The organism is Chromohalobacter sp. 11-W (assembly GCF_029889905.1).
Taxonomy (GTDB): Bacteria; Pseudomonadota; Gammaproteobacteria; order Pseudomonadales; family Halomonadaceae; genus Chromohalobacter.
Genome location: NZ_JARANZ010000012.1, coordinates 30,288 through 56,069 on the forward strand (window position 1 = coordinate 30,288; position 25,782 = coordinate 56,069).

The 25,782-nt window shown below is 63.0% G+C and carries 27 protein-coding genes and 1 tRNA gene; 17 read left to right on the forward strand and 11 right to left on the reverse strand.

Annotation, left to right across the window (positions count from 1 at the left end):
- Positions 1–49: 49 nt before the first annotated feature.
- The 5 genes from rpsT to rplU form a co-directional block, all read right to left on the reverse strand.
- The gene (rpsT, locus tag OP494_RS15135; RefSeq protein WP_178999527.1) at positions 50–316 is read right to left on the reverse strand and encodes a 30S ribosomal protein S20; all 267 of its coding nucleotides are present in this window, start codon (positions 314–316) and stop codon (positions 50–52) included.
- A gap of 208 nt (positions 317–524) precedes the next feature.
- Positions 525–1,661, reverse strand: a complete 1,137-nt coding sequence (gene proB, locus OP494_RS15140; protein WP_280542056.1) for a glutamate 5-kinase — start codon at positions 1,659–1,661, stop codon at positions 525–527.
- Positions 1,662–1,687: 26 nt separating this feature from the next.
- Positions 1,688–2,875, reverse strand: coding sequence for an Obg family GTPase CgtA (gene cgtA / locus OP494_RS15145; RefSeq protein ID WP_280542059.1), 1,188 nt, complete (start codon positions 2,873–2,875; stop codon positions 1,688–1,690).
- Positions 2,876–2,960: 85 nt separating this feature from the next.
- Entirely contained in the window at positions 2,961–3,218 is a 258-nt protein-coding gene (gene rpmA, locus OP494_RS15150; protein ID WP_040239264.1) for a 50S ribosomal protein L27, read from the reverse strand.
- 33 nt (positions 3,219–3,251) lie between these two features.
- A complete protein-coding gene (gene rplU / locus OP494_RS15155; RefSeq protein WP_040239266.1) occupies positions 3,252–3,563 on the reverse strand; it encodes a 50S ribosomal protein L21 in 312 nt (103 codons plus the stop codon).
- 272 nt (positions 3,564–3,835) lie between these two features.
- Between rplU and ispB the strand changes: the two genes are divergently transcribed.
- The 3 genes from ispB (at position 3,836) to OP494_RS15170 (ending at position 5,822) form a co-directional block, all read left to right on the forward strand.
- A complete protein-coding gene (ispB, locus tag OP494_RS15160) occupies positions 3,836–4,810 on the forward strand; it encodes an octaprenyl diphosphate synthase (RefSeq protein ID WP_280542064.1) in 975 nt (324 codons plus the stop codon).
- Between the two features lie 81 nt (positions 4,811–4,891).
- Positions 4,892–4,968 (forward strand) — tRNA-Pro (locus OP494_RS15165).
- A 239-nt stretch (positions 4,969–5,207) separates the two neighbouring features.
- Positions 5,208–5,822 carry a Fic family protein gene (locus OP494_RS15170; protein WP_280542066.1) on the forward strand — a complete coding sequence of 205 codons (615 nt, stop codon included), beginning with the start codon at positions 5,208–5,210 and terminating at the stop codon, positions 5,820–5,822.
- Here the strand turns inward: OP494_RS15170 and OP494_RS15175 are convergent.
- A complete protein-coding gene (locus tag OP494_RS15175; RefSeq protein WP_280542069.1) occupies positions 5,800–5,964 on the reverse strand; it encodes a hypothetical protein in 165 nt (54 codons plus the stop codon). The two genes, OP494_RS15170 and OP494_RS15175, sit on opposite strands and share 23 nt — an antisense overlap.
- Positions 5,965–6,380: 416 nt before the next feature.
- Here OP494_RS15175 and OP494_RS15180 point away from each other — a divergent pair, with 416 nt between their 5' ends.
- Entirely contained in the window at positions 6,381–6,797 is a 417-nt protein-coding gene (locus tag OP494_RS15180) for a hypothetical protein (protein WP_280542071.1), read from the forward strand.
- 8 nt (positions 6,798–6,805) lie between these two features.
- On the opposite strand, the gene OP494_RS15185 is transcribed toward OP494_RS15180, so the two are convergent.
- Positions 6,806–7,054 carry a hypothetical protein gene (locus OP494_RS15185; RefSeq protein WP_280542073.1) on the reverse strand — a complete coding sequence of 83 codons (249 nt, stop codon included), beginning with the start codon at positions 7,052–7,054 and terminating at the stop codon, positions 6,806–6,808.
- 96 nt (positions 7,055–7,150) lie between these two features.
- Here OP494_RS15185 and OP494_RS15190 point away from each other — a divergent pair, with 96 nt between their 5' ends.
- Together OP494_RS15190 and rapA are read left to right on the forward strand one after the other, a co-directional pair.
- Positions 7,151–7,993 carry a TlpA disulfide reductase family protein gene (locus tag OP494_RS15190; protein ID WP_280542075.1) on the forward strand — a complete coding sequence of 281 codons (843 nt, stop codon included), beginning with the start codon at positions 7,151–7,153 and terminating at the stop codon, positions 7,991–7,993.
- Between the two features lie 121 nt (positions 7,994–8,114).
- A complete protein-coding gene (gene rapA, locus OP494_RS15195; RefSeq protein ID WP_280542077.1) occupies positions 8,115–11,072 on the forward strand; it encodes an RNA polymerase-associated protein RapA in 2,958 nt (985 codons plus the stop codon).
- Between the two features lie 22 nt (positions 11,073–11,094).
- Here the strand turns inward: rapA and OP494_RS15200 are convergent, their stop codons facing one another.
- The gene (locus OP494_RS15200; protein WP_280542079.1) at positions 11,095–11,991 is read right to left on the reverse strand and encodes a TIGR01777 family oxidoreductase; all 897 of its coding nucleotides are present in this window, start codon (positions 11,989–11,991) and stop codon (positions 11,095–11,097) included.
- A 160-nt stretch (positions 11,992–12,151) separates the two neighbouring features.
- Here OP494_RS15200 and OP494_RS15205 point away from each other — a divergent pair, with 160 nt between their 5' ends.
- The 9 genes from OP494_RS15205 to OP494_RS15245 all read left to right on the forward strand — a co-directional run bounded on the left by OP494_RS15205 (position 12,152) and on the right by OP494_RS15245 (position 20,145).
- Positions 12,152–12,532 carry a CbiX/SirB N-terminal domain-containing protein gene (locus tag OP494_RS15205; RefSeq protein WP_280542081.1) on the forward strand — a complete coding sequence of 127 codons (381 nt, stop codon included), beginning with the start codon at positions 12,152–12,154 and terminating at the stop codon, positions 12,530–12,532.
- Positions 12,533–12,620: 88 nt separating this feature from the next.
- Entirely contained in the window at positions 12,621–13,538 is a 918-nt protein-coding gene (locus OP494_RS15210; protein WP_280542083.1) for a MerR family transcriptional regulator, read from the forward strand.
- Between the two features lie 27 nt (positions 13,539–13,565).
- Positions 13,566–14,987: a deoxyribodipyrimidine photo-lyase gene (phrB, locus tag OP494_RS15215; protein WP_280542086.1), complete on the forward strand. Its 1,422-nt coding sequence runs from the start codon at positions 13,566–13,568 to the stop codon at positions 14,985–14,987.
- Positions 14,988–15,037: 50 nt separating this feature from the next.
- Positions 15,038–15,484, forward strand: coding sequence for a nuclear transport factor 2 family protein (locus OP494_RS15220; RefSeq protein WP_280542088.1), 447 nt, complete (start codon positions 15,038–15,040; stop codon positions 15,482–15,484).
- Positions 15,485–15,512: 28 nt separating this feature from the next.
- The gene (locus tag OP494_RS15225; protein WP_280542090.1) at positions 15,513–16,304 is read left to right on the forward strand and encodes an SDR family NAD(P)-dependent oxidoreductase; all 792 of its coding nucleotides are present in this window, start codon (positions 15,513–15,515) and stop codon (positions 16,302–16,304) included.
- A complete protein-coding gene (locus OP494_RS15230; protein WP_280542092.1) occupies positions 16,301–17,629 on the forward strand; it encodes an FAD-dependent oxidoreductase in 1,329 nt (442 codons plus the stop codon). Before OP494_RS15225 ends, OP494_RS15230 begins: the two co-directional genes overlap by 4 nt.
- A complete protein-coding gene (locus tag OP494_RS15235) occupies positions 17,626–18,393 on the forward strand; it encodes a DUF1365 domain-containing protein (RefSeq protein ID WP_280542094.1) in 768 nt (255 codons plus the stop codon). The genes OP494_RS15230 and OP494_RS15235 overlap by 4 nt, the downstream gene beginning before the upstream one ends.
- Positions 18,394–18,470: 77 nt before the next feature.
- Positions 18,471–19,658: a cyclopropane-fatty-acyl-phospholipid synthase family protein gene (locus tag OP494_RS15240; RefSeq protein ID WP_280542159.1), complete on the forward strand. Its 1,188-nt coding sequence runs from the start codon at positions 18,471–18,473 to the stop codon at positions 19,656–19,658.
- 4 nt (positions 19,659–19,662) lie between these two features.
- On the forward strand, positions 19,663–20,145 hold the full coding sequence (locus OP494_RS15245) for a DUF2878 domain-containing protein (RefSeq protein WP_280542095.1): 483 nt from the start codon (positions 19,663–19,665) through the stop codon (positions 20,143–20,145).
- Here OP494_RS15245 and OP494_RS15250 read toward each other — a convergent pair.
- Complete coding sequence (locus tag OP494_RS15250) at positions 20,114–21,949, reverse strand: GGDEF domain-containing phosphodiesterase (protein ID WP_280542098.1); 1,836 nt, start codon at positions 21,947–21,949, stop codon at positions 20,114–20,116. The genes OP494_RS15245 and OP494_RS15250 overlap by 32 nt on opposite strands.
- A 210-nt stretch (positions 21,950–22,159) precedes the next feature.
- Here OP494_RS15250 and fabA point away from each other — a divergent pair, with 210 nt between their 5' ends.
- Positions 22,160–22,675, forward strand: coding sequence for a 3-hydroxyacyl-[acyl-carrier-protein] dehydratase FabA (fabA, locus tag OP494_RS15255; RefSeq protein ID WP_040239351.1), 516 nt, complete (start codon positions 22,160–22,162; stop codon positions 22,673–22,675).
- Between the two features lie 13 nt (positions 22,676–22,688).
- Positions 22,689–23,906, forward strand: a complete 1,218-nt coding sequence (fabB, locus tag OP494_RS15260; protein ID WP_280542102.1) for a beta-ketoacyl-ACP synthase I — start codon at positions 22,689–22,691, stop codon at positions 23,904–23,906.
- 101 nt (positions 23,907–24,007) lie between these two features.
- Here the strand turns inward: fabB and OP494_RS15265 are convergent, their stop codons facing one another.
- Both OP494_RS15265 and OP494_RS15270 read right to left on the reverse strand, forming a co-directional pair.
- Positions 24,008–24,763 carry a lysophospholipid acyltransferase family protein gene (locus OP494_RS15265; protein ID WP_280542103.1) on the reverse strand — a complete coding sequence of 252 codons (756 nt, stop codon included), beginning with the start codon at positions 24,761–24,763 and terminating at the stop codon, positions 24,008–24,010.
- Positions 24,760–25,632, reverse strand: coding sequence for a sugar nucleotide-binding protein (locus OP494_RS15270; RefSeq protein WP_280542104.1), 873 nt, complete (start codon positions 25,630–25,632; stop codon positions 24,760–24,762). The genes OP494_RS15265 and OP494_RS15270 overlap by 4 nt, the downstream gene beginning before the upstream one ends.
- Positions 25,633–25,782 lie beyond the last annotated feature (150 nt).

Below are 25,782 nucleotides of genomic sequence, written 5' to 3' on the forward strand. Positions count from 1 at the left end.
AAAACCGGCCGAAGCCGGTTTTTTCACGCGTTACCGCCAAGTCCCGGCTTCAGGCAGCCAGGGCCTTAATTCGCTTGTTCAGACGGCTCTTGATGCGTGCAGCCTTACGCTTGGAGATCGCGTCCTTGTCGGCGATGCGGTCGATGACCGGCTGTGCCGCCTTGAACTCGGTCATGGCCTGACCGTGATCGCCGTTCTGGATCGCCTTGACGACGCGCTTGATATACGTGCGCACCATGCTGCGTTGGCTGGCATTGTGCTGACGACGCTGCTCCGCCTGGCGGGCGCGTTTACGGGCCTGTTTGGTGTTCGCCACCGTCTACTCCTTGGAGATGTTGACAGTCATATTCTGTAAGAAATTGATTCGCATGACCTTTCTACCACTTCACGCGAATCGGCCAAAACGGGATCGCCACTCGCGAGGCGCCCCATCAACGGGCCGTGTCTGAGAGGATGCGGCATTCTAGCACGGTCCACGTGGAAACGGCTATAGGTTCACCGACCGACGCCTCGACATCGCGCCCTCAGATGATGACCAAGTTATCGCGATGAATGAGCTCCGGCGATTCCATGTAGCCAAGCAACGCCTCGATACGATGACTGGGCTGACCCACGATACGCCGCGCTTCGTCACTGCCGTAGTTGACCAACCCTTTGGCGACTCGGGTGCCTTGCTCGTTGACGCAGACCACCATGTCACCGCGCTTGAAGGCACCCTCGGCACGCCGCACGCCCACCGGCAGCAAGCTCGAGCCATGACGATGCAACACCTCAACGGCGCCATCGTCGAGCACCAGCGTGCCGCGCACCTGGAGTTGCCCCGCCAACCACCGCTTGCGCGCCGCCAACGGCGCATGATCCGGCATCAACAACGTGCCCAACGTCTCGCCTTCCGCCAGCCGCGTGAGTACCGACGCCTGACGCCCGCTGGCGATCACCGTCAGCGCGCCGGAGCGCGCCGCCAGGCGAGCAGCACGCACCTTGGTGGTCATCCCGCCGCGCCCCAAGGCACCGCCATCACCGGCAACCGCCGCCAGGGCAGGGTCGTCGGCACGCCCTTCGCTAATCAACCGCGCTTCGGGATCGTGACGTGGGTCGGCATCGAACAAGCCTTCCTGATCGGTAAGCAGGAGCAGCGCGTCCGCTTCCAGAAGGTTGGCCACCAGCGCACCCAGCGTATCGTTATCGCCGAAGCGGATCTCGTCGGTGACCACGGTGTCGTTTTCGTTGATCACCGGCACCACGCGCAACGCGACCAGCGTGCGTAATGCCGAGCGCGCATTGAGGTAACGCTTGCGGTCGGAAAGATCATCATGCGTCAGCAGCACTTGCGCGCTGCGCAGACCGTGACGCGCGAAGTGACCCTCGTAGCATTGCGATAGACCCGACTGCCCCACCGCGGCGGCCGCTTGCAGTTCATGCACTGCCGAGGGCCGGGACGCCCAGCCCAGACGCGCCATGCCCTCGGCCACCGCCCCGGACGAAACCAGCACGACCTCGACACCGCGCGCATGCAGGGAGGCGATCTGATCGACCCAACCACCGATGGCCTCGGCATCGAGGCCACGTCCATCGTTGGTCAACAATGCACTGCCGATCTTGATCACGACACGCCGCGCACCACGCAAGGCATCACGGCTCGTCGACTGCGACTCACTCACCGGCTTCTCTCCCTTCTAGCCTCGACTCAGGGGACGTATTCCACCTCGACGTCGTAATCGTCATCGTCGAAGTCATCGTCATCTTCCTGGGCCGGCTTGCGCTTGTGCGACATGCGCGCTTCGGCACGCGCCACGGCCTCATCTTCCATGCGCTGGCGCATCTCGCGCTCATGCTCGAAGGCCGCCTCGTCTTCCGCCTCGAGCTGGCGCTGCTCGGTCAGCCAACGATGCGCCGCCTGCACTAGCGGCTGGGTACCCTCGCTACTGATCGCCGACACCCGGAACACCGGCCCCGTCCATTCCAGACGCGCGACGATGTCGTCGACCGTCGCCTGACGCTCTTCCTCGGGAAGCAAGTCGAGCTTGTTGAGCACCAACCAGCGCGGCCGCTCGGCCAACGTGGTAGAGAATTGCTCGAGCTCATGCGCAATGGCCCGCGCACTCTCCACGGGATCGCTTTCATCGAACGGCGCCACATCGACGACATGCAGCAGCAACCGCGTGCGGGTCAAGTGCTTGAGGAATCGAAGCCCCAGGCCCGCGCCGTCGGATGCGCCTTCGATCAGGCCGGGCACGTCAGCCATCACGAAATGCTCGTGCGTACCTAGCTTGACCACCCCGAGGTTGGGCACCAGCGTGGTGAAAGGATAGTTGGCGACCTTGGGCTTGGCGGCCGAGACGGCACGAATCAGCGTCGACTTGCCGGCATTGGGCACGCCCAGCAAGCCCACGTCGGCCATCACCTTCATCTCGAAGCGCAAGTTGCGACGCTCGCCTTCGGTGCCTGGCGTGGTCTTGCGCGGCGCCCGGTTAGTAGAAGACTTGAAGTGAATATTGCCCAGTCCTCGACGGCCCGCCTGCGCCACCAGCTCGACCTGGCCGATCTCGGTCACGTCGGCAATCACCTCGAGGGTATCCTCGTCGATCACCGTGGTCCCCACCGGCACCTTGACGTGCAGGTCCTCGCCGTTGCGGCCGCTCATCTGGCGGCCTTGGCCCGGCTGCCCATTAGGCGCCTTGTAGAAACGCTGATACTTGAAGTCGATCAGTGTATTGAGGGCGTCGTCACCGATCAGATAGACGCTGCCGCCGTGCCCACCGTCGCCGCCGTCCGGCCCACCCTTGGGAACGTACTTCTCGCGCCGGAAACTCAGGCAGCCGTTGCCGCCCTTACCGGCCTCCACAATGATCGAGGCTTCGTCGACGAATTGCATGGACACTTCTCCCGACGGCTACGGCCGCCCTATACGAAAAGACCCCGCCTGAGCGGGGCCTTTCCTTTCACCGTTCGTGGCGGTCTCAGGCGGAGACGACGCTCACGAACTTGCGGTTTTTCGGACCTTTGGTCTCGAACTTGATCACGCCTTCGTTCAGAGCGAACAAGGTGTGATCCTTGCCGATGCCAACGCCGCTGCCCGCGTGGAACTTGGTGCCACGCTGACGAACGATGATGTTGCCGGCGGTCGCCGCCTGGCCACCGAACAGCTTGACACCAAGGCGTTTGGATTCGCTATCGCGACCGTTACGAGAACTACCGGCAGCCTTTTTATGAGCCATTGCAAATACCTCGCGTTATCTAGGGAATATCGCTTACGCGGAAATTCCGGTGATCTTGACTTCGGTGAACCACTGACGATGGCCTTGACGACGCATCTGGTGCTTACGGCGACGGAACTTGATGATCTGCACCTTTTCGCCACGACCATGTGAAACGACTTCTGCCGTCACCTTGGCCCCGTCGACCAGCGGCGCGCCGACCTTGATATCATCATCATCGCCGACCAGCAGAACTTGGTCGAGCTCGAGGGTGTCACCCGTGGCCACTTCCAGCTTCTCGAGCTTCAGGGTCTGGCCTTCCTGAACGCGGTACTGCTTGCCACCGCTCTTGATTACTGCGTACATGTCACTCTCCAGCACTCATCGGGGTTGCGCTCTTCATCGGCCTGCGGCGAGTGGCGCCCCTTCCGGCAGCCATCTGACAGGGAGCATGATGAGTCGAGCCGCGTATTATAGCGACACTCGGGCATGCCGGGCAAGCGTCTTTCATGCCATAACTGACGCGGCCTGGCGAGACCCCGGCATGCGCCTTGACGCCTTCCGGGGGGCCCCCTAGCATAGCCCGAGCCCAAGGCCGCAATGAGGCGGCCCAACCCCTTATTGCGACAAGCCGACCCATGCAGCCCAACGCATCGCCCATCCATGCGGCGGTCGCGGATGATTTCGCCGCCGTCGACCGCACCATTCTCGCCCAATTGGCTTCCCGGGTTCCCCTCGTCGAAACCATTGGCCACTACATCATAGAAAGTGGCGGCAAACGGCTGCGCCCTCTGCTCGTGCTACTCGCGGCGCGCTCACTGGACTATCCAGGCGATCGCCACGTGACCCTGGCCACGCTGATCGAGTTCATGCATACCTCGACGCTGCTGCACGACGACGTGGTCGACGAATCGCATCTGCGCCGTGGCAAGGCCACCGCCAACGACGCCTGGGGCAACGCACCCTCGGTGCTGGTCGGTGACTTCCTTTATTCGCGCTCGTTCCAGATGATGGTCGAGGTCGGCTCGATGCGCGTGATGGAGATCCTCTCCGGCGCCACCTGCGTGATCGCCGAAGGCGAAGTGCTGCAGCTGACCAATATCGGCAACCCCGATATCGATGAGGCCGCCTACTTCGACACCATCCAAGGCAAGACCGCCATGCTCTTCGAGGCCGCCAGCCATAGCGGTGCGGTGCTCGCCGAGGCAAGCCCCGCGCAGGAAGAGGCGCTCAAGCTCTACGGACGCTATCTAGGCCTGGCCTTCCAACTCGTCGACGACCTGCTCGACTATCAGGGCGATGCCGACGCCATGGGCAAGAACGTCGGCGACGACCTAGCCGAGGGCAAGCCCACATTGCCGCTCATCCATGCCATGGCCGTCGGCGATGCCGAGCAGACCAAGATGATTCGGCGCGCCATTCGCCAAGGCGGGCTCGACCATCTCGACGAGGTGCTGGCCATCGTCAACGATACCGGCGCGCTGGAATATACCCGCCGCCGCGCCGTGGAAATGGCCGACCGCGCCCTCGCTCAGCTCGAGCTGCTACCCGAGAGCCGCTACCGCGACAGCATGGCCGAACTCGCCCATCTCGCCGTCGAGCGCCAAACCTGATCCAGCGCCTCGCAAAAGGGTTGCGCGCGCACCGCGGATGCGTATAATGCAGCCCCGTCGAGCCGGCACCCCCGGCGCGAACGGAGTATAGCTCAGCTTGGTAGAGCGCTGCCTTCGGGAGGCAGAGGTCGTAGGTTCGAATCCTGCTACTCCGACCAAGAACACAAGCAAAAGCGGCCACTTAGCTCTTCGGAGCGGTGGCCGTTTTTGGTTGCGGCGCTCCCCAGACTCTATAACGGGCTCCAAGCGTCGAGAAGTCCTCGGCCAAGAAAATAAGATCCATAATACTGAGGTCAAAATCCTTACTGACCTACTGAGGCAATAGTCGCTGACAGATCGCGAAGAAGCGAAAACAACCTGAAATCATTCGGGCAACAAGAATCGGAAGGAGCAGCTCATGAGCCGTTATCATGCCTCCGGCGCCCAAGGCAGTGCCGAGCCTGGCTCGGATGGCAAGGTCATGGCCAACAAGTTGGGCCTTACCGATCAGGAAAGCTTGGATGAAGCGGAAACCGAGCTGCTTCTCAAGCTTTATGAAGACGTTTTCAGCACGTTGGAAGAAGACCAGCCCATCGATACCGAGACGTTGAAGCGTTGGCACCACCGTTGGCTGGGTAGCCTCTACGGCTGGGCAGGAGAGGAGCGTCAGGTCAACCTGGAAAAGGACGGCTTTCCATTTGCGGCAGCGGCTCAGGTGCCCAACTTACTGCATCAACTCGACAAGAAATGGCTGACCCCACTGACACCATGCAGTAGCATGGCCCGGGAAACGGCCATCAGCGCGATCGCTCAGGTGCATGTCGAGCTGATCCTGATCCACCCCTTTCGGGACTGCAACGGTCGCATCGCACGCCTGCTAGCCGATGCCATGGCTTATCAGGCAGGGATGAGCCTGCTGGACTACCACGACTGGAGCGAGAACAAAGACGCCTACATCGGCGCGATCCACGCCGGCCTGAGCGGCGATTACGGGCCGATGATAGAACGCGTCAAGAAAGCGGCAGGGACTTGAAGCGAGACTTACGAGTGCGCAGCGCTGTCTCGATGGCGTGACTAGGCTTACCAGTTTCCACGGCAGTGGACGTGGCAACGGCCTTCAGCAGAGCTTTTCGGTCCACCGTGCGACGTTTTTTGAGCGCTGTGGAAGCTGTCATGTAAGTCCTCCTCATTCAATAGCCTCTATTTTACGCGTTTCCCCAAGAGCCTGCATTCAGGTTCTCGTTGTGGCGTCGCCTGGAGCGTGCCATGCCGGACTATGAGCAGCAGAAAGGATAGCTGACACGGCACGGTATCGAGGTGGAAGAGTTGAGCTGATACGCCGATGGTTACCACTACTTAACCCAGATTATCGATAATCCTGGCGCATAAGCACACTGTGACAAGGCTAGGATGCTCAATGGCACACGGATGTGCCAACCCTCCTTTACGCTTTACCAGAACACTCACCAAGACATGTGCATCAAAACGTCGATAGACGTTTTACATCCTCACCATAGTCATGCAGTGCTTCCCTGCGGCGCATCAGCATCCATACTGATGGATATGCCTGCCGGCGTCTTGGGAGTCCATCATGCAACGCTTATCGCTGGAGCCCACCGCGCTTCATGTCGCGCGTCTTGCGCCCTTGCTCGAGTGGTTACAGGCACACTTGGGACTGACCGTCTTGTTACGTACTTCGTACAGCGCTTATCTTGAGCTGCACCGCGAAGGCCACAACAGTCATGTGCTACTGCTTGAAGAATACCCTGAGGCACCCGCCAGCACGCTACGTTTGGAAGCCGACAATGTGGAGTTCGAGCGTCTTGCGCCCCGGCTGATTAGCCAGGGCGCACGCTGCCTGGAAGCGTCGCGCGAACATCCCAGCGCCTCACGTGGCTGCGCTTGGCGGGTCTTGACCATGCCACTACCCGGTGATTGGCAGCTGATGCTGCTGGCCCTCGACCCACACCGCTGCCAACACTTGGGCCCGCATGGACAGACTCTTTGACGAGCCCCTCACTCATCGTCTCCTTTGGCCCGTCTGACCCGCTCGGCCATCGCCCGGCGCTGCTTGTTGCGACGATAGCGGCGCATCAGCGCCACCCAGCATGCAGCGAGAAGCATCAGCGCCAGAGTCGCGCCCTGCCAGGGGCGCGCCGCGTCGCCCAGACACGTTTCCAGCGTCATGATCAGGATGAACCCCAGGGCCTGACTGGCGATGGCTGCCGCGCGCAACCCATCGATCCCATAGCGCGAACTCACCATGCATTCTCCCCGTTCCGTCTCGTCCTAATCGCCGCGCGAGGGCTTCAACCCAGCCACCACGCTTTAAAGAGGCGACTCCAAGGGCGTTAGTGTAACGTGTCCAGCATCGCGATTCGTCATCGCCACCATGAGGATCCCATGCCGCCGATCATGCTCGGCCACGTGCCGCTTCCACCTGCGCCTCTATATGCCACCGTCGCGGCGCTCGCACTATTGGCGCTGGGCACGTTGTTGCGCCTACCCCGCACACGTCGACGCCAGTGGTTGAGCGGTACGTTGGTGGCGGCGCTGATCGGGGCTCGCCTGTTGTATGTCGCGCTTCATCTCGAGGCTTACCGCGAGGCACCGTTCGAGGCCATCACATTGTGGCAGTCCGGGTATCACCCGCTGGGCGCCTTGCTCGGCGCCGTTGCGTGGACGCTGTGGCGCTTGCGCGACCTTCCCGCGCGCCGGATACGACTGGCCACTGGCGCTCTAATGGCGTGCAGTGCGCTATGGTGGGGCTTGAACGCTTGGCAGCCGCTGGCGGTCGAGCCTCCGTCCGCGCACTTGCCGAATTTGACCTTGAACGCGCTCGATGGCACCCCGACGCCCATCGCAACGCTGGCGTCGGCGCCTCCGCTCATCGTGGTGCTGTGGCGCAGCGATTGTCGGGCATGCCGCCGCACGCTGGCACGGCTCACCGATATTAAGCGCGATGCCACCGTGGTGACGATCAACGAAGGCCAGACCCTGCTGCAAGCCGCGCGCTATCTCGATGCTCGGCATACCGCCTTCACCCATGACCTGCGTGACCCACACCAACGTCTGCAGGCCTATTTCGGGATGCCCGCACTGCCGCTGATAATGCGCCTCGACGCCCACGGCAGGCTTCGCGATTACCAGGCAGGCGAGATTTCCACGGCGCATCTCATGCGCTGGCTATCGCCCACGACCTGAAAACGCAATCGCCTGTTAAGCCCTTCGCCGCTTTCCGGTAGAATACCGCGCCCCGCCGTCCTGCATGCTCCCCCGGCAAGACGGCGCGCCACGTACCGTTACATCATCATCCCGAGGCATCATGAGCGAATTCATTCCGGGCCAGCGCTGGGTCAGCGACGGCGAAGCCGAGCTGGGGCTGGGCACGATCCTGAGCTGTGACGTCCGAAGCGTGACCGTTCTCTTTGCCGCCAGCCAGGAAACGCGCACCTACAGCGTTCGCCAGGCGCCGCTAACCCGCGTGGTCTTCGGCGCCGGCGACCGGATCGAAGTCGCCGACGGCCGCACGCTGACCGTCGACGACACCAAGGAAGCCGACGGGCTACTGGTCTATATCGTCGAGACGGCGGACGGCGAATACGACGAGCTTCCCGAAAGCCGCCTCGCCGATAGCATGCGTTTTCAGCAGGCGCGCGATCGACTGCTTACCGGTCAGGTCGATCGCAACGACTGGTTCGAGCTACGCTACCGCACCCTGCACCATTATCACCGCATCGCCCAGCACCCGGCGAACGGCCTGGCCGGACCACGTGTCGACCTCATTCCCCACCAGTTGTACATCGCCGATGAGGTCTCGCGCCGTCATGCGCCACGCGTACTGCTTGCCGACGAAGTGGGCCTGGGCAAGACCATCGAAGCCGGTTTAATCCTGCATCGTCTGCTGCTCACTGGGCGTGTCGAGCGTGCCCTGATCCTGGTGCCCGACAGCCTGAGCCATCAATGGCTGGTGGAAATGCTGCGCCGCTTCTCGCTACATTTCACCCTGCTCGACGAACAGCAGAGCCAACACAGCACGGGCAACCCCTTCGAGAGCGCCCAGTTGGTACTCGCCAGTCAGCAATGGCTGTTCGCCAATCCGCACCGCCAAACCCAGGCCCAGGCCTGCGACTGGGATCTACTGATCGTCGACGAGGCCCATCATCTCGACTGGACGCCCGAGGCCAGCGGCCCCGGCTATGCCTGCGTCGAGCAGTTGGCGCGTGTCATCGACGGTGTATTGCTGCTCACCGCCACCCCCGAGCAGATGGGCCAAGCCGGCCACTTCGCGCGGCTGCGCCTACTCGATCCCGAGCGCTACACCAGCCTGGAGGCCTTCGCCGCCGAAGAAGCAGGCTATGCCAAGGTCGCCGAGGCGGTGGACGCCCTTGAACGCCTGCCCGGCGATGCCGCGGATCGCGACGCCGTGGGCGCCGTCATCGACGACGCGGACAGCCAGGCGCTGCTCGAAACGCTGTTCGACCCCGAAAGCGACGAGGCGCAGCAGCATAGCGCCCGCCGCCAGCTCCGCGAGCAGTTGCTCGACCGTCACGGCACCGGCCGCGTGATGTTCCGCAACAGCCGCCGCCATGTCGCTGGCTTCCCCGAGCGCCATTTGCACGTTACGCGCCTGACCCCGCCTTCCAGCTACCGCCGCGAGCTACGCAAGCTGGATCGCGACATGGACTATCTCGATGACCTGCTGATCGCCACCGAGCTCGATCATCCCGAGGTACTGCTCTATCCCGACGCCATGTACCGTGCGCTGAGTGACGATTCGCCGGGCGACGTTTCGTCAGGCGTCGGTGCGCTCAATGCCGAACCCTGGTGGCAGATCGATCCGCGCGTGACCTGGCTCTTGGAACGCTTGACCGAGGTCGGCCGCGACAAGGTGCTGGTCATCGCCCACGACCGCACAACCGCCAGCGATCTCAGCGAGGCACTACGCGTGCTGGGCGGTCTCCAGGCTCCCGTTTTTCACGAGGGCATGACGCTCATCGAGCGCGACAGGGCCGCGGCGGCCTTCGCCGACGACGAAGACGGTTGCCAGGTGCTGGTGTGCTCGGAAATCGGCTCCGAGGGGCGCAACTTCCAGTTCTGCCGCCATCTGGTGATGTTCGATCTACCCGCGCATCCCGATCAACTCGAGCAACGCATCGGCCGCCTCGACCGCATCGGCCAGCAACACGCCATTGAGCTCTACGTGCCGGTGTTCGAAGATAGCCCCGGCGAGCGCCTGCTGCGTTGGTACGACGAGGGGATGCGTGCCTTCAACGCCCCGCATGGCATCGGCAGCGAGCTCTACGATGCCTTCGGCGATACCGTGGCCGACTCCCTGCTCGACAACAATTCCCTCGAAGAGGTCATCGCGGAAACACGCGCCTATTTCGAAAGCCGCCTCGCTGCACATGAGGCCGGCCGCGACCGGCTCCTGGAATGGAACGCTTGCCGTCCGGAACGCGCCCAGGCCGTCACCGAGGCCATCCGCGAACTGGACGAAGACACCACACTGCCCCGTTACGTCGACAAGGCCCTGGACGTGTTTGGCGTCGAGAGTCGCGACCTGGGCGGCGATATCCAGCACTTGCTGGCGGGGCCGCACATGCTCGACGGCCTGCCAGGACTGGTCAAAGGCGAGGAAGGCTTCTCGGCCACCTTCGACCGGCAGCGCGCCCTGGCCCGCGACGACGTGCAGCGCCTCTCCTGGGAGCATCCCCTAGTGCGCGAAATGATGGAGCGCATTCTCGACGGCACCTTGGGTAACACGGCGCTGGCACTGCTTCAGCACCCCTCGATTCCCGGCGGTAGACTGATGGCCGAGCTGGTATTTCGGACCCATTGCCCGGCGCCCAAACATTTGAATGTCGGACGCTTTTTACCACCCACGGCGGTTCGCTTGCTGCTCGACGAGTCGGGCGCCAACCTGACTCAGAAAGTCTCGTTCGGGGGCCTGGCGAAGAACCTCAAGAAGGTCAAGAAAGCCGTCGCGCGCGACCTGATCAAGTCGCGCCATGCACAATTACGCGAGCTTTTGACCAACGCCGAGGGCGAGGCCGAAAACGAATTGCCGAGCATCGTCGAGGCCGCACAGACGCGCATGCGCGAGACGCTGGACACCGAGCTGGCCCGTCTCAAGGCCTTGGCACACCACAATCCGGCAGTGCGCGACGCGGAAATCGACGCCCTCACCCACGAGCGCCAGGCGCTGGATACGGCCATCGATGCCACGCGGCTGCGCCTCGACGCAGTGCGTGTGATCGTCACCGTCGATCCACCCGAGTAAACCTAGGTCGAGAGACTACGCGTCAGCGTCCGAGAATCGCCTTCAGGGCGCTGTCCAACGTCGGATAGTGAAACGTGAACCCCGCCGCCTCCAGGCGCGCGGGGCGCATACGGGCGCCGGTCAGCAGCAAGCGTGACATCTCGCCCAGGGCCAGCCGCAGCAAACCCGCGGGCACCTTCATCAGTGCCGGTCGATGCAGATGATGCGCCACGGTACGCGTGAAGTCGGCATTGGTGACGGGATGCGGCGCAGAAGCATTGAAAGGCCCTTCGAGATCATCCCGCTCGAGCAACAACAGCACGATGCGCACTAGATCCTCGCGATGAATCCACGGCATGTACTGACGCCCGCTCCCCAGACGACCACCGAGACCCAGCCGGAAAGGCGGGAGCAGCTTACTCAGCGTCCCTCCACCGGCATCGAGCACCAGCCCGGTACGCAATAGCGCGACCCGCACGCCCAGCGGTTCGGCTGCCCGCGCCGCCGATTCCCACTGCGCACACAGGCGATGGGCGAACTCATCGGTGGGTGGCGTCTGCTCGGTAACGTCGCGCTCCCCCTGATCGCCGTAAAAACCCATGGCCGACCCGGATACCATGACCCGAGGCGGCGTCTCCAGGCGCTCGCACAACGTCACCAGCTCGCGCGTGATGGTCAGTCGCGACTCGAGCAATCGCTGTTTCTGCGTCTCGCTCCAGCGTTTGTCGGCGATCGGCTCGCCGGCGAGATTGACGATCGCCTCGGGGGCGTCGTCCGCAAATGCCATGACCGACTCGCGGACCTCGATGCCCTCGGGCAGATGCGTCTGCGCCCGAGCTGGCGAGCGCGACACCACCATCAACCGATGGCCAGCCTCGTGGAGGCGCTGGCAGAGCAGCCGTCCGACGAAACCGCTACCGCCGGTGATCAGGATGCGCATGATGACTCTCCGAATACGTATTATACGACCGTTGTACAGTTTGCTAGAGTTGTCCAGGTAAATATGCGTTAGCCTGATTGCAAAGCATAGCTCATGGCCGCCCACCACGCGGCTTTCCGCCATGCAAGGCGCCACGTCATTCACCACAGGAGATCGCTCGATGAGCCACGCCTTGATACTACTTGCCCATGGCTCCAGCGATGCGCGCTGGCGCGCGCCCTTCGAGACGCTCGAGCACGACCTGCGCGCGCGCCTCGAGACCCCCGCGGTCATCGCTTATATGGAGCTAAGCGAACCTTCGCTGGAAACCCGAGTCGCCGAACTTTATGACGCGGGCCATCGACGCCTCGATATCTTGCCGCTATTTTTTGCCGCCGGGCGCCACCTGCGTCAGGACGTTCCAGCCCAGCTCGAGGCATTGCGCGCGCAGTACCCCCAAGCGGCACTGACGCTGCTCGACCCCGTCGGCCAGCACCCCGCCTTCGTCGAGGCATTGGCGGGCATCGTGACAGCCCGCGCAGAGGCGTCGCCGGAGAAATAAGACGTGATGGAGATTGTACAAAACTATTGCGACGTACAACTTCATCCCCCATGCTAAGTGGCAAGATTCACAGGAGGAACCTAAGCGCATGAGTGAACAGGCGATGGATCCGGCCAGTTCGCCGCTGTACCCGATCCGCGAGGTCTCACGGCTGACCGGCGTCAATTCCGTGACCTTGCGCGCCTGGGAGCGCCGCTACGGCCTGATCCGTCCGCAGCGTACCCCCAAGGGACACCGTCTCTATGCACGCGAGGACATACGCCGCGTCGAACGCATTCTGCAATGGCTCAATCGGGGCGTTCCCGTCAGCCAAGTACGCGATCTGCTCGAGCAGGCCGAACCCGCAGTCAATGATGTCCCGCCGCCGGATATCAGCGACTGGGAAAGCCAGCGCCAGCGACTGCTGCAGGCCGTCGACGCACTGGATAGCGATACGTTGGAAGTCCTGTTCAACCGCAGCATGGCGCTTTATCCCGCTGGTTTGTGCGTGACCGAATTATGGCAACCGGTGATCGATCAGCTCGAGGAGCGCTGGGGCGATCAGTTCGGTGCCGAATTGCAGCGCCGCTTGCTGGAAAGTTTCCTGCGTACGCGGGTCGCCATTCGCCTGTACCACGCCAATCAAGCCACGCGGGGCGCGCGCCTACTGCTATTGCGCCTGCCCGAGGAGCGCGACCTGTTGCGCCTGCTACTTTTGGCGCTGGTCGCGTCGGCCTCGGGGTTTCGGGTCGAATGGCTGGATGCCGACTTGCCGCTCAACGAGTTGCCGCTGGCCGCCGAGCGTTTCAAGGCAGAGGCCGTGCTCATGACCAGTGGCTATGCCGAGCGCAGCGATCTCATTCGGCGTCAGTTGCCGCGTCTGGCGGAGCAGCTCAAGATGCCGCTGTGCCTAGTCGGCCCTGTGGCACGCATCCGCAGTGCAGAACTGGAAAACACTCAGGTCGCCTCGCTCGGCGACGAACTACCCACCGCACTCAGTCGCCTACATGGGCTGCTGGGACGCTAACTCTCATACCTGCGCCAGGGATTGGCCATGTCCGAAGTGCAATTGATGTGGTTCCGCAGCGATCTGCGAACCTTCGATAACCGCGCCTTGCATGCCGCCGCCGAACGCGGACCGGTAATCGCCGTTTTTTTGACCAGCCTTCCACAGTGGCAACGCCACGACCACGGCGCCAACAAGGTCGACTTCTGGCTGCGCGGCGTAGCAGCGCTTCGCGAGCACTTGGCCGGTCTCAATATTCCGTTGCTGCAGCGACGCATCGCGACCTTCGACGAGGCACCCGCAGCGCTGCTCGAGTTGGCGCGTGAGCACGGCGCCAGCGCACTGCACTTCAATCGCGAATATCCTCTGAACGAGCGCCGCCGCGATGCGGCGGTGGAATCTGCCTTTCAGGCGGCAGGACTGGCAGCCTGGGGGCATACCGACGCCGTCGCCTACGCCCCCGGCGAGCTGCTCACCGGCAAGGGCGAGCCGTATAGCGTGTTCACGCCGTTCGCCAAGGCTTGGCATCGCCAGTTGGCGTCACGCCGCATCGCCTTGGTGGAAGAACCTGAGCCCCAAGCCCCACTGGCCATCGACGCCGATCCGCCGCCTTCTCGCGATCTCGAGACGATGGCCGACGCGCCACTCGACCCGAGTCTGTGGCCTGCGGGCCAGGACGAGGCCGGCGACCGGCTCGAGCGCTTCCTGCGTTTCCGCGGCCATCACTACAAGCGCCAGCGCGATTTCCCCACGCTCCCCGGTACCAGCGAGCTGTCTCCCTACCTGTCGCTGGGCATGATTTCGCATCGCCAGTGCCTACACGCGGTGATGAGCAACAACGAGGGGCACCTGGCCGACGGCGACGCCGGCCTCACCGCCTGGGCCAATGAATTAATCTGGCGCGAGTTCTATCTGCATATCGCCGCCAGCTTCCCCGACATCAACCGCCACCGCCCCTTTCAGTCGCATACAAAGGCCCTGGCCTGGCGCGACGATGACGCGGGGTTTCAGGCTTGGTGCGAAGGGCGTACCGGCTATCCGCTGGTCGACGCCGCAATGCGCCAATTGGTTCAGCATGGCTGGATGCACAACCGCCTGCGCATGGTCGTGGCGATGTTCTTGTCCAAGCACCTGCTGATCGACTGGCGACGTGGCGAAGCCTTCTTCATGCGCCACCTCGTCGACGGTGACTTCGCCTCCAACAATGGTGGCTGGCAGTGGGCCGCCTCCACCGGCACCGATGCCGCGCCTTATTTTCGTATCTTCAACCCGACCACCCAGGCGGAACGCTTCGATCCGGAAGGCCACTTCATCGCGGAATATCTGCCGGAGCTGGCCGAGTTGCCGCTCAAGTCACGCTTTTTCCCCGACGCTGCGCAACGCCGGCAAACCGGCTATGCCGAGCCCATCGTCGACCACAAGGCGGCACGCCAACGTGCGTTGGACGCCTTCAAGTCACTGACGACGTAACCGCGCGCCCCGACCCACGTTACAGACCCTTGCCCTTTTCGGAGGACAGCATGCGCCAGGACCCGACCTTGGAGGCGTTTTGTCATGTCTTTAAAAAGCTGGACAAGACATGTACAAAAGACCTCGAAAACCTCTACACTGAAGATGTGTCGTTCACGGACCCGTTACACCATATCGAAGGGCGCGATGTGTTGCTGCACTACTACGCCGAGATGCTCGCCAACGTGACCGAGTGTCGCTTCGACACCGGGCATTATCAGCGTGAGGGCGATGACGCCTGCGTCGACTGGGTCATGCATCTCACGCACCCTCGACTTGCCGGCGGACGCGAAGTCGAGGTCGCGGGGTGTTCGCGGCTGACCTTTCGCGGCGAACGAATCTGCCAGCAACGCGATTACTTCGATGCCGGCGCAATGCTTTACGAGCACCTGCCCGTATTCAGCACGCTGATCCGATGGCTCAAGCGGCGCATGCGTCCAACATCTTCATCGCACTAGTCAGCGGGCATCACCTGGAGGAGAGCGCATGACCACATCAGCAGCCCCCCAGCGCATCTGGTTGACCGGCGCCACCTCGGGCATCGGCGAGGCACTTGCCGTGCGGTTGCTGAAGGAGGGCCACCGGGTTGCGCTGACCGCACGTCGACGCGATGCCCTGGAGGCGTTGGCGGCCCCCTTCGAGAACGCCCTGGTCGTTCCCGCCGACCTCACTGATCGCGCCTCGGTCACCGCCGCCGGGGAATACATAGAGGCTGTCTTCGGTGGCCTCGAGCTGGCCCTGCTCAACGCCGGCACCTGCGAATACGTGGACGCGCGACACTTCGATGTCGACCTCATCGAGCGCGTGCTGGCCACCAATCTCCACGGCACGCTGTATGCCATCGATACGGCACTGCCACTACTGCGTCGCGCTCGCCATGGCACACAACGTCCGCACTTGGCGGCTGTCTCCAGCGCCTCGGCGTATTTTCCGCTGCCGCGCGCCGAAGCTTACGGTGCATCCAAGGCCGCAATCAGCTACTTCCTCGCGTCCCTGCGACTGGATCTGGCGGCGGAAGGCATCGATGTCAGCGTCATACACCCCGGATTCGTGCGCACGCCGCTAACCGAGCGCAACGATTTTCCCATGCCCATGCGCGTCGAGCTCGAGACCGCCGTCGAGGCCATCCTGCGCGGCCTGGAGAAACGTGCACTCGATATCCACTTCCCGCGTCGTTTCACCTTGCTGGTAAAGCTGGCGGGCATTCTGCCGCCTGGGCTACGTCATCGCCTCGGGCGTCTCTTGACCCGCAATACCGCCGAAGAGGACCGCTCATGAACGTGCCCGCCTCACGCATCGCGGTGGTCGGCGGTGGCATCGCCGGCATGGCCTGCGCCCATTACCTCTCGCAACGCCACGAGGTGACACTGTTCGAGGCCAACGAGCACCTCGGCGGCCACACTGCGACCGTGGATGTCGAACTGGAGGGGCGCCAGCATGCCATCGATACCGGTTTTATCGTCTTCAACGACCGCACCTATCCGCACTTTCAGCGCTTGCTGGCGCAGTTGGATGTGCCCGCACAAGCCACCGAAATGAGCTTCTCGGTGCATGCCACGCACGAAGACTTCGAATACAACGGCCATACCCTCGACACCCTGTTCGCCCAGCGTCGCAATCTACTACGCCCCGGCTTTCACGGCATGCTGCGCGATATCCTGCGCTTCAATCGCCACGCGGTACGCGATCTATCACATGGCACCTTGCCGGAGGACATGACGCTGGGCGAGTATCTGACGCAGGGTGGCTATGGCAAGACTTTCCAGCGCCGTTACCTGCTGCCCATGGGCGCCGCCATCTGGTCCGCCAGCGAGCGCGACATGGCGAATTTCCCGCTGACATCCTTCGTACGTTTCTTCCATCATCATGGGCTGCTGTCGGTGAACAATCGCCCACAGTGGTACACGCTAGTGGGCGGCGCGCGACGCTACATAGCCCCGCTGACGGCCGCCTACGCCCAGCGCATCCGCCTGGCTTGCCCGGTGCTGGGCATCGAGCGCGACGCGACGGGCGTGACACTGACCACGCGTCAAGGCCGGGAGCGTTTCGATCAGGTGGTACTCGCCTGCCACAGCGACCAAGCACTGGCGATGCTGGCCTCGCCCAGCCACGCGGAGCACGAGATCCTCGATGCCCTGCCCTATCAAGACAATGACGTCGTCCTGCATACCGACACCCGGATGCTGCCACGTCGACGCCGCGCCTGGGCGAGCTGGAACTATCGCATCGACGGGCGCGAAGACGACGCCCGCATCTCGGTGACCTACGACATGAATCGCCTCCAGCATCTGCCAGGCGCGACGCGTTTCTGCGTGACGCTCAACGACAGCGACGCCATCGCCCCCGACTGCATGCTGCGGCGCTTCGTCTATCGTCATCCCTGCTTCACGCTGGCGGGGGCCGCCGCCCAGCAACGCCATGCGGAAATCTCCGGTCCGCACCATCGCACGCATTTCTGCGGCGCGTACTGGCGCCACGGTTTCCACGAGGATGGCGTCTGGAGCGCGCTGCGCGTAGCCCGCACACTGGGCTGCGATGACTCCGGCATCCTGCAAGGGTCTTTCTCGTCGACAACCGCGGTGCCTGGAGACGTCCCGGCATGAGCGCCTTCTTGCATAGCCGGGTGGCCCTGGGCGAGCTGCGTCATCGGCGCTTCACGCCGCGCGCGCATCGCTTCACCTACCGCGTATGGATGGCCTGGCTCGACCTGGACGAGTTGCCCGAGCTCTTCGATGCACTGCCGGGCTTCAGTGCACGCCGCGCGGCGCTGGCGCGCTTTCGCCGCGAAGATTATCTGGGCCCCACGCATTTACCACTCAAGACGGCGGTCCATCAGCGATTGCGTGATGAGCTGGGCGAGGCCGCACCCGCAGGCCCCGTCCGCATGTTGACCCAGTTGCGCCTATGCGGCGTGCTCTTCAACCCCATCACGCTGTATTACGTCTATGACCATGACGAACGCTTGCGCGCCATCCTCGGCGAAGTGACCAACACGCCGTGGCGGGAGCGCCACGTCTATGCCTACTCCGTGACACCGACACGTCATGTCCATGGTGCGCATTTCGACAAGGCTCTGCATGTCTCGCCGTTCAACCCCATGGACATGCGCTATCGCTGGCGCTTCAACACGCCAAGCGAGCACCTGCTGATGCACATGGAGGCATGGCGCGAGGAGACACGCCATTTCGATGCCACGCTGAGTCTGCGTTTCGCTCCCGCGGGACGGCGCGCATGGCTTGCCGCCCTGGCACGAGCCCCTTGGATGAGCCTCAAGACGCTGGCCGGCATTCACTTCGAGGCATTGCGCCTATGGTTGAAGCGCGTGCCGCTCTTTTCACATTCCCGTGGCGAGGAGACACGCCCGTGACGACGACCCGTTCCGCCACCAAGGCGCCTGCCAGCACGCTCGATGCGCGCGTAGCGCGTTGGCTCAAGCCACGCCTGATGCGCCAGTTGTCGACCCTCGAGGGCGGCGTGCTGATCGTCGAGGAAGCCGGACGCACGCACCGGATCGGTCAGGGCGGTCCACTCACGGTACGTCTGCGCATACATCACGACCGAGTCTGGCGGCGCATCGCGCTGGGGGGCAGCGTCGCGGCCGGAGAAACCTATATGGACGGTGACTGGCACTGCGATGACTTGGTCGCGCTGATTCGTTTGCTCGCCCGCAACCTGGAGCACGTCAACGAGCGCCTGGAGAAAGGCCCCGCACGACTGGCGCAGGGTATTCTCAGCGCGCTCCAAGCCCTGCAACGCAATACCACTAGCCGCGCCCGACGCCATGTCGCCGCGCATTACGACCTCGGCAATGCCCTCTTCGAAACGTTCCTCGATCGCGAGCACTGGCTTTACTCCAGCGCCATCTTTCCATCCCCCGACGCCAGCCTGGAAGACGCTTCGACACATAAGCTCGAGCTCATTCTCGACAGGCTGGATGTCGGCCCCGAGCATCATCTGCTGGAGATCGGTACCGGCTGGGGCGGGCTGGCACTTTACGCGGCGCGTACCCGAGGCTGCCACGTCACCACCACGACCATTTCCGAGGAGCAGTACGCGCATACCGCGCAACGCATCCGCGACGCCGGCCTCGAGGATCGTATCACCCTGCTCCAGCGCGATTATCGCGATCTCGAGGGGTGTTACGACCGTCTGGTATCGGTGGAAATGATCGAGGCAGTGGGGCATCAGTACCTGGCCACTTATCTGGCCACCGTCGACCGCCTGCTCGACGACGACGGCCTGGCGCTGCTTCAGGCCATCACCATTCGCGATCAGCGCTATGAGGCGGCCAAGCGCGAGGTCGACTTCATCAAACGCTACATTTTTCCTGGTGGTTTCCTGCCTTCCCACCAGGCGATGCTGGAAAGCATCGCGCGGCGCACGCAACTCAATGTACTCGCCCTTGACGAGATCGGGGCACATTATGCGCGCACGCTTTGCGAGTGGCGCCAGCGCTTCGATGCCCGCCTTGAGCACATTCGTGAACTCGGCTACGACGAGCGCTTCATCCGCATGTGGCGTTATTACCTGTGCTACTGCGAGGGCGGCTTCCGCGAGCGCACCATCGGCGCCTCGCAGTGGCTGCTGGCCAAGCCTGGCAGTCGGCGCGCGCCGCTCACCGGCGCACCCTGATCCCATGCGGGGCAAGGTTTTAAACGCGCTCGCGTTTCAGGTCGGCTGGCTGGCCTGCGTGCTCGGCGGCACGCCTTGGGCCTTGCCCACGGTCATAGTGATCGTGACATGTCACCTGCTGTGGCTGGGCATACCGGGAGAGTGGCGCTGGCTGGCAGGGTTCGCGCTACTGGGCGCGGGCGTGGACGGCACTCTGACGCTGCTTGGCGGTTTACGCTTTGCCGGTGCCTCGGAACTGCCGCTATGGCTGTGGCTGCTCTGGCCCCTGTTCGCAACCACTATCCACCATTCACTCGCTTGGCTATGGTCACACCCTTGGCTGGCGATGCTGGGCGGGGCGCTCGGAGGGCCGAGTTCCTATCTGGGTGGCGCGCGCCTGGCGGATGTCGAACTGGCGCCCTGGGCAGTGGCGGTGCAGGCCGTAGTGTGGAGCGCTATATGCGGATGGCTGGCGCTTAGGGCAGTGACATCTCGAGATCGCCCTTGAGCCGCATTTCGACATCGGTAACCCGTTCGGGGCGCGCATAGAGGAAGCCTTGCACCATGGCACAGCCTTCTGAACGCAGATAGTCCCGCTGCGCCTCGGTTTCCACTCCCTCGGCAATCACATCCAGCCCCAGGCCGCGTGCCATGGCGAGAACTGCCGACGTGATCGCGGCATCGGCGCTATCGTCGGGCAGGGCGCGCACGAAGGCACGGTCGAGCTTGAGCTTATCCACCGGCAACTGCTTGAGATAGGCCATTGATGAATAGCCGGTGCCGAAGTCATCTATGGCAATCGGATGCCCCTTGTCACGCAGCGCGACAAGACGCGTCGAGATATCCCCGGCGCGCTCGTCGAGCAGCACCGACTCGGTCAGTTCCAACCCCAGCATGGCCGCAGGCACGTTGTGCTTGGACAGACTGGCGGACAGCCGCGACTCAAGATCGCCCTGGATGAGCTGCACCGCAGAAATATTGATCCACACCGGCACGAACGATATCCCTTGCTGACGCCAGGTCGCCAGCTGCGCGCAGGCATGATCGATCACCCAGTCGCCCAGCGACGCCATCAAACCATGGCGTTCGGCCAGGGGGATGAACGTTCCCGGCGAAATCATGCCATGCGTGGGATGATACCAGCGCAACAAGGCTTCCATGCCGGCCAGTCGCCCATCGTCGAGATAGTGCTGGGTCTGGTAGAAGAGCTCGAGTTGCGTACCGTGCGCCAGAGCTTGGCGAAGCTCGTTGAGCAACTCGAGTTGAGGATCTCCCGCGACTTCTAGCGAGGGGCGGAAGCGTTGACTGTGGTTTCGCCCGTGGCGCTTGGCGGCATAGAGAGCCGACTCGAGACGCTGGAACAGCACTCCAGAATCACGCCCGTCTTCGGGCGCACGGCACGTGCCGATGGTCAGCCCCAGGCGAAGGGGTTTATCGCCGATCTCGAACGGTTCGCTAAGATGCCCGCGTAGCCCTTCCACCCATTGTTCATGATCGTCATAGGTCGTGGTGCGAATGACCATGAACTCGTCGCCGCCCAGACGGCCTACCACTCCCCCGGCGACGAAGGCGGCGAGCCGTTGTCCGAAGCGCGATAGCAGGCGGTCGCCCTTGTCGACGCCCATGGCATCGTTGACTGCCTTGAAGCCATCGATGTCGATCAATGCGATATCCAACCCCTCGCCGGCACGCAGGCGCTGCAAGCGCGAGGCCAGCAAATCATGCAGACGCCGACGATTGGGTAAGCCGGTCAACGGATCCTCGAAGCCGATACGCTGCAGATCCTGCTCACGCGCCTTATGCCGCGTGATATCGGTGAACAATCCCACGTAATGCGTGACCCGCCCCTTGTCATCCGTAACCGCCCGCACACGCAGCCACTCGGGGAATTGATCGCCATGCTTGCGCTGATTCCAGACTTCTCCTTCCCACTGCCCGGTAGCATTGAGCGTTTGCCAATAATGCTCGTAGAAAGCCTTGTCGTGGCGACCGGAGGAGAGCACCGACGGATCGAGGCCGCGTATCTCGTCATCACTGTAGCCGGTGATTTGCGTAAAGGCCGGGTTGACCGCCTCGATGCGATTGTGGGCGTTGGAAATCACCACGCCATCAGGGGAGAGCGTGAGCGCCGCTTCGGTCAGTTGACGACGGGTCGCCTCCAGACGAATCTGCCGCCAGGCATCCAGGGCACCGATGACAACGACCACCAGAGCCGCCAGTCGCAACATTAGCGTCGGCAAAAGGCTCATAGAAGCCATGGCAGCAACACCCGTCCATACCAAGGGACGGTTAAGCGTAAAGACGGACCACATGGCGAGTTAGCGGCTCAATCAATAGAGGTTCGTGAAGTGCAGGCATCATGCCCCTTCTCTTGCGACCGGCGCAACCCGCACCCATCTGCGGATTGCACCCATAACGCGCGCCCGGTAGGCTAGCCCAGCGTGCATTCATTCGGCACTGCCAGTAGACTAAGGTGTTCGTGCTCTGCGACGCACCACAATTTCGACTCTCGGAAAGACTCAGTGACCAAGCAACATTCTTTCAGCTACGAAGAACTGCTGGCATGCAGCCAGGGCGAGCTTTTCGGCCCGGGCAACGCCCAGCTGCCGGCCCCTAACATGCTGATGCTCGACCGCATCACGCAGATCCAGGAGGGCGGAGGCGAGTACGACAAGGGCGAGCTCATCGCCGAACTGGATATCCACCCCGACCTGTGGTTCTTCGACTGCCACTTCCCCGGCGACCCGGTCATGCCCGGCTGTCTAGGCCTAGATGCCATGTGGCAACTGGTCGGCTTCTACCTCGGTTGGCTGGGACATCCTGGCCGCGGACGCGCCCTGGGCTGCGGCGAGGTCAAGTTCTCGGGCCAGATAATGCCGAACGCCGAGAAGGTCACCTACCGGATCAACCTCAAGCGGATCATTACCCGGCGGTTGATACTGGGGATTGCCGACGGCACCGTTTCGGTCGACGGTCGCGATATCTATCAGGCCAACGATTTGCGCGTTGGCCTGTTCACCTCCACCGCGAATTTCTGATCAGGAGGCTTCCATGCGACGAGTGGTAGTCACCGGCCAAGGCATCGTGTCTTGCCTCGGCAATGACCAGCACCAGGTACTGGACGCGCTACGCAGCGGACGCTCGGGTATTCGTTACAAGGATGAATACGCCGAACGTGGCTTCCGCAGCCACGTGGCCGGCGTCATCGATATCGATCTCGATACCTTAATCGACCGTAAGCTGCGTCGCTTCATGGGTGATGCCGCGGCATTCGCCTATGTCTCGATGGAACAGGCGATCCGTGATGCCGGCCTCGACGAAAGCGATATTTCCAACGAGCGTACCGGTCTGATCGCTGGCTCCGGCGGCGCGTCCAGCGCCAACCAGGTCGAAGCCGCCGATGTCCTACGCGAGAAGGGCCTGCGTCGCGTCGGCCCCTACCGGGTCACGCGGACCATGGGCAGCACGGTTTCCGCCTGCCTCGCCACGCCGTTCAAGATCAAGGGCGTCAACTACTCCATCTCCTCGGCCTGCGCGACCTCGGCCCACTGCATCGGCAGTGCCGTCGAGCAGATCCAGCTCGGCAAGCAGGACGTGGTCTTTGCCGGTGGCGGCGAAGAGGAACATTGGACGCTGTCCTGCCTGTTCGATGCCATGGGCGCACTCTCGACGAGCTATAACGACGCACCCGAAACCGCCTCGCGTCCCTATGACGCCTCGCGCGATGGCTTCATCATCGCCGGAGGTGGCGGCATGCTGGTGCTCGAAGAGCTGGAGCACGCCAAGGCGCGTGGCGCCAAGATCTATGCCGAAATCGTCGGCTATGGCGCCACCTCCGATGGCTACGACATGGTCGCCCCCTCCGGCGAAGGCGCTGCGCGCTGCATGCGGCAAGCCATGGCGAACGTGGACGGTCCGATCGACTATATCAATACCCATGGCACCTCCACCCCGGTGGGCGACATCGCCGAACTCAAGGCGGTTCGCGAGGTGTTCGGCGATACCACGCCGGCGATGAGTTCTACCAAGTCGCTGACTGGGCATTCGCTGGGCGCCACTGGCGTGCAGGAAACCATCTACTCGTTGTTGATGATGGAGCACGCCTTCATCGCCGCCTCGGCCAACATCAGCGAGCTGGACGATGCTGCCCAGGGCTTCGATATCGTCGACCAACGTCGCGACGATGTCGCCATTGAGCGCGTGCTATCCAATAGCTTCGGGTTCGGCGGCACCAACGCCTGCTTGGTGCTACAGCGCTACCGGGACTGAGCGCGATCTCGCGCCGTACCGTTCCTCGGTAACATGAAAAAGGGGCGTCTCTCGCGAGACGCCCCTTTTTGCATGCTGGCACACCTGCCGTCGACAGAGGCTCAGGCCGGCACCTTGGCAGGCTCGCCCTCAACCTCGGGACGCGGTACCGCGGAGATCTCGCGAAGCTGCGCCTCGATCCAATGCTCGACCTCGGCCAGTACCTCGTTGGTGGAACGCCCCTGCGTGGCGATCGGCTCGCCGACCACCACATGCAAGTCTCCAGGCTTCTTGACCCAATGTCGTCCCGGCCAGTGTTCGCCGGCATTATGGGCTACGGGCAACACCGGGACACCCGAGCGGCAAGCAATCACCACCCCGCTCTTGTTGTAGCGACGCCGCTGCCCTGGCGCCACCCGCGTTCCCTCGGGAAAGATCAGCACCGATAGCCCCTCGGCCAAACGCTGCGTGCCTTGCTCGAGCACCATACGCATGGCCCGCGACGGTCGCGAGCGATCCAGCGCGATGGGCTTGATCAAGCGCAGTCCCCAGCCGAAGACTGGTATATTGAGCAGCTCACGCTTGAGTACCGTGCACACTGGCACCTTGAGCAGCTGCAGGAACAGAGTTTCCCACTCGCTCTGATGATTGGCGAGCACCACGCAGGGCCCCTCAGGTACGTTATCGCGCCCGCTGATGTGATAACGCACCCCGCAGGACACAGCGAACCAACCCACGATGAAGCGGTTATACAGATTCAGCAGCCGAAAACGCGAAAACAACGGCAAGAACGGTGCGGCCGGTAACAACACTAGGCCGCTGATCAGCAGGGCCAAAAAGTAGCCGGTATAAAATACGAGACTGCGTAACACCTTCACGTCGCCGACTCCTTGTCATGCAACAGGCACCAGTCATCCAACATGCGGCTCAGCTCGAGCCGCCAGGGCTTCTGGTGGATACCGAAAACGTCCAATACGCGGCGACAATTCAGGACACGCCGTAACGGATGGTCGTGATGATGATGCAAGGCGTGCAACGTCCCTAATGTCGCGTCACGCTCCTGTCGCTCGAGATGCGTGGTGAGGTAGGTGCGTACGACGGAGGCGAACGTATACGGGCTGATCGGCTCGGTACCTGCCAGATGATAGGCGCCCCACGCATCGGCGCCACAACCTTGCTGCTGCATCATACCGATCAACGCCATGGCCACCGCATCGACCGAGGTCGGGCACAGGATGATGTCTTCCGCGGCGCGTACTTCGTCACCCGCCAGCAGCGTGTCGAGTAACTCGGGTAACCAGGCATGCGCGCCGCCGAGCGCGAACAGCGGCCCCAGCCGTACGATGAGATGTTTCGGCAGACACTCACGCACCCGGTCGCCGGTGGCAATCAAGCGCTTCAGACTGTCATCGCGTGGCGCCGGGATGACATGCTCGTCGAGCGGCCCGTCGCCCCCATCCTCATAGAGTTCATCGGATACGCACCAGATCAACGGCACATCGTATTCCCGACACAGCGCGAGGTTGGCGTCGACCGCCTCGACATGGGCCATGACCTCAGCGGGCGCCAGACGTGACGGCGCCGATAACGGTGGCACCACCAGCGCATCGGGCCGGGCCTCGGCCAAGGCCTCCGCCGAGACTTGCGTCTCCTCGACGATGGTCAATTGGGTATCGCGACGTCGATTGGCCTCACGCGCCAGCGCCAGACTCAAGCAATGTCCCGCATCCGCCAGCAACAGCTTCACGGCCTCTCCTTTCGCATGCTCGTTTCCTCGATTCGTCGTCCACCGCGTCGACAGGGCCACATATTCACCCATCGCCGTATTGCCTGTCATCCTCATTGCCGCCGACAGGCTGCGCACGGAGACGCGCCGTGGTCGTGCGCAAGGCTCGTA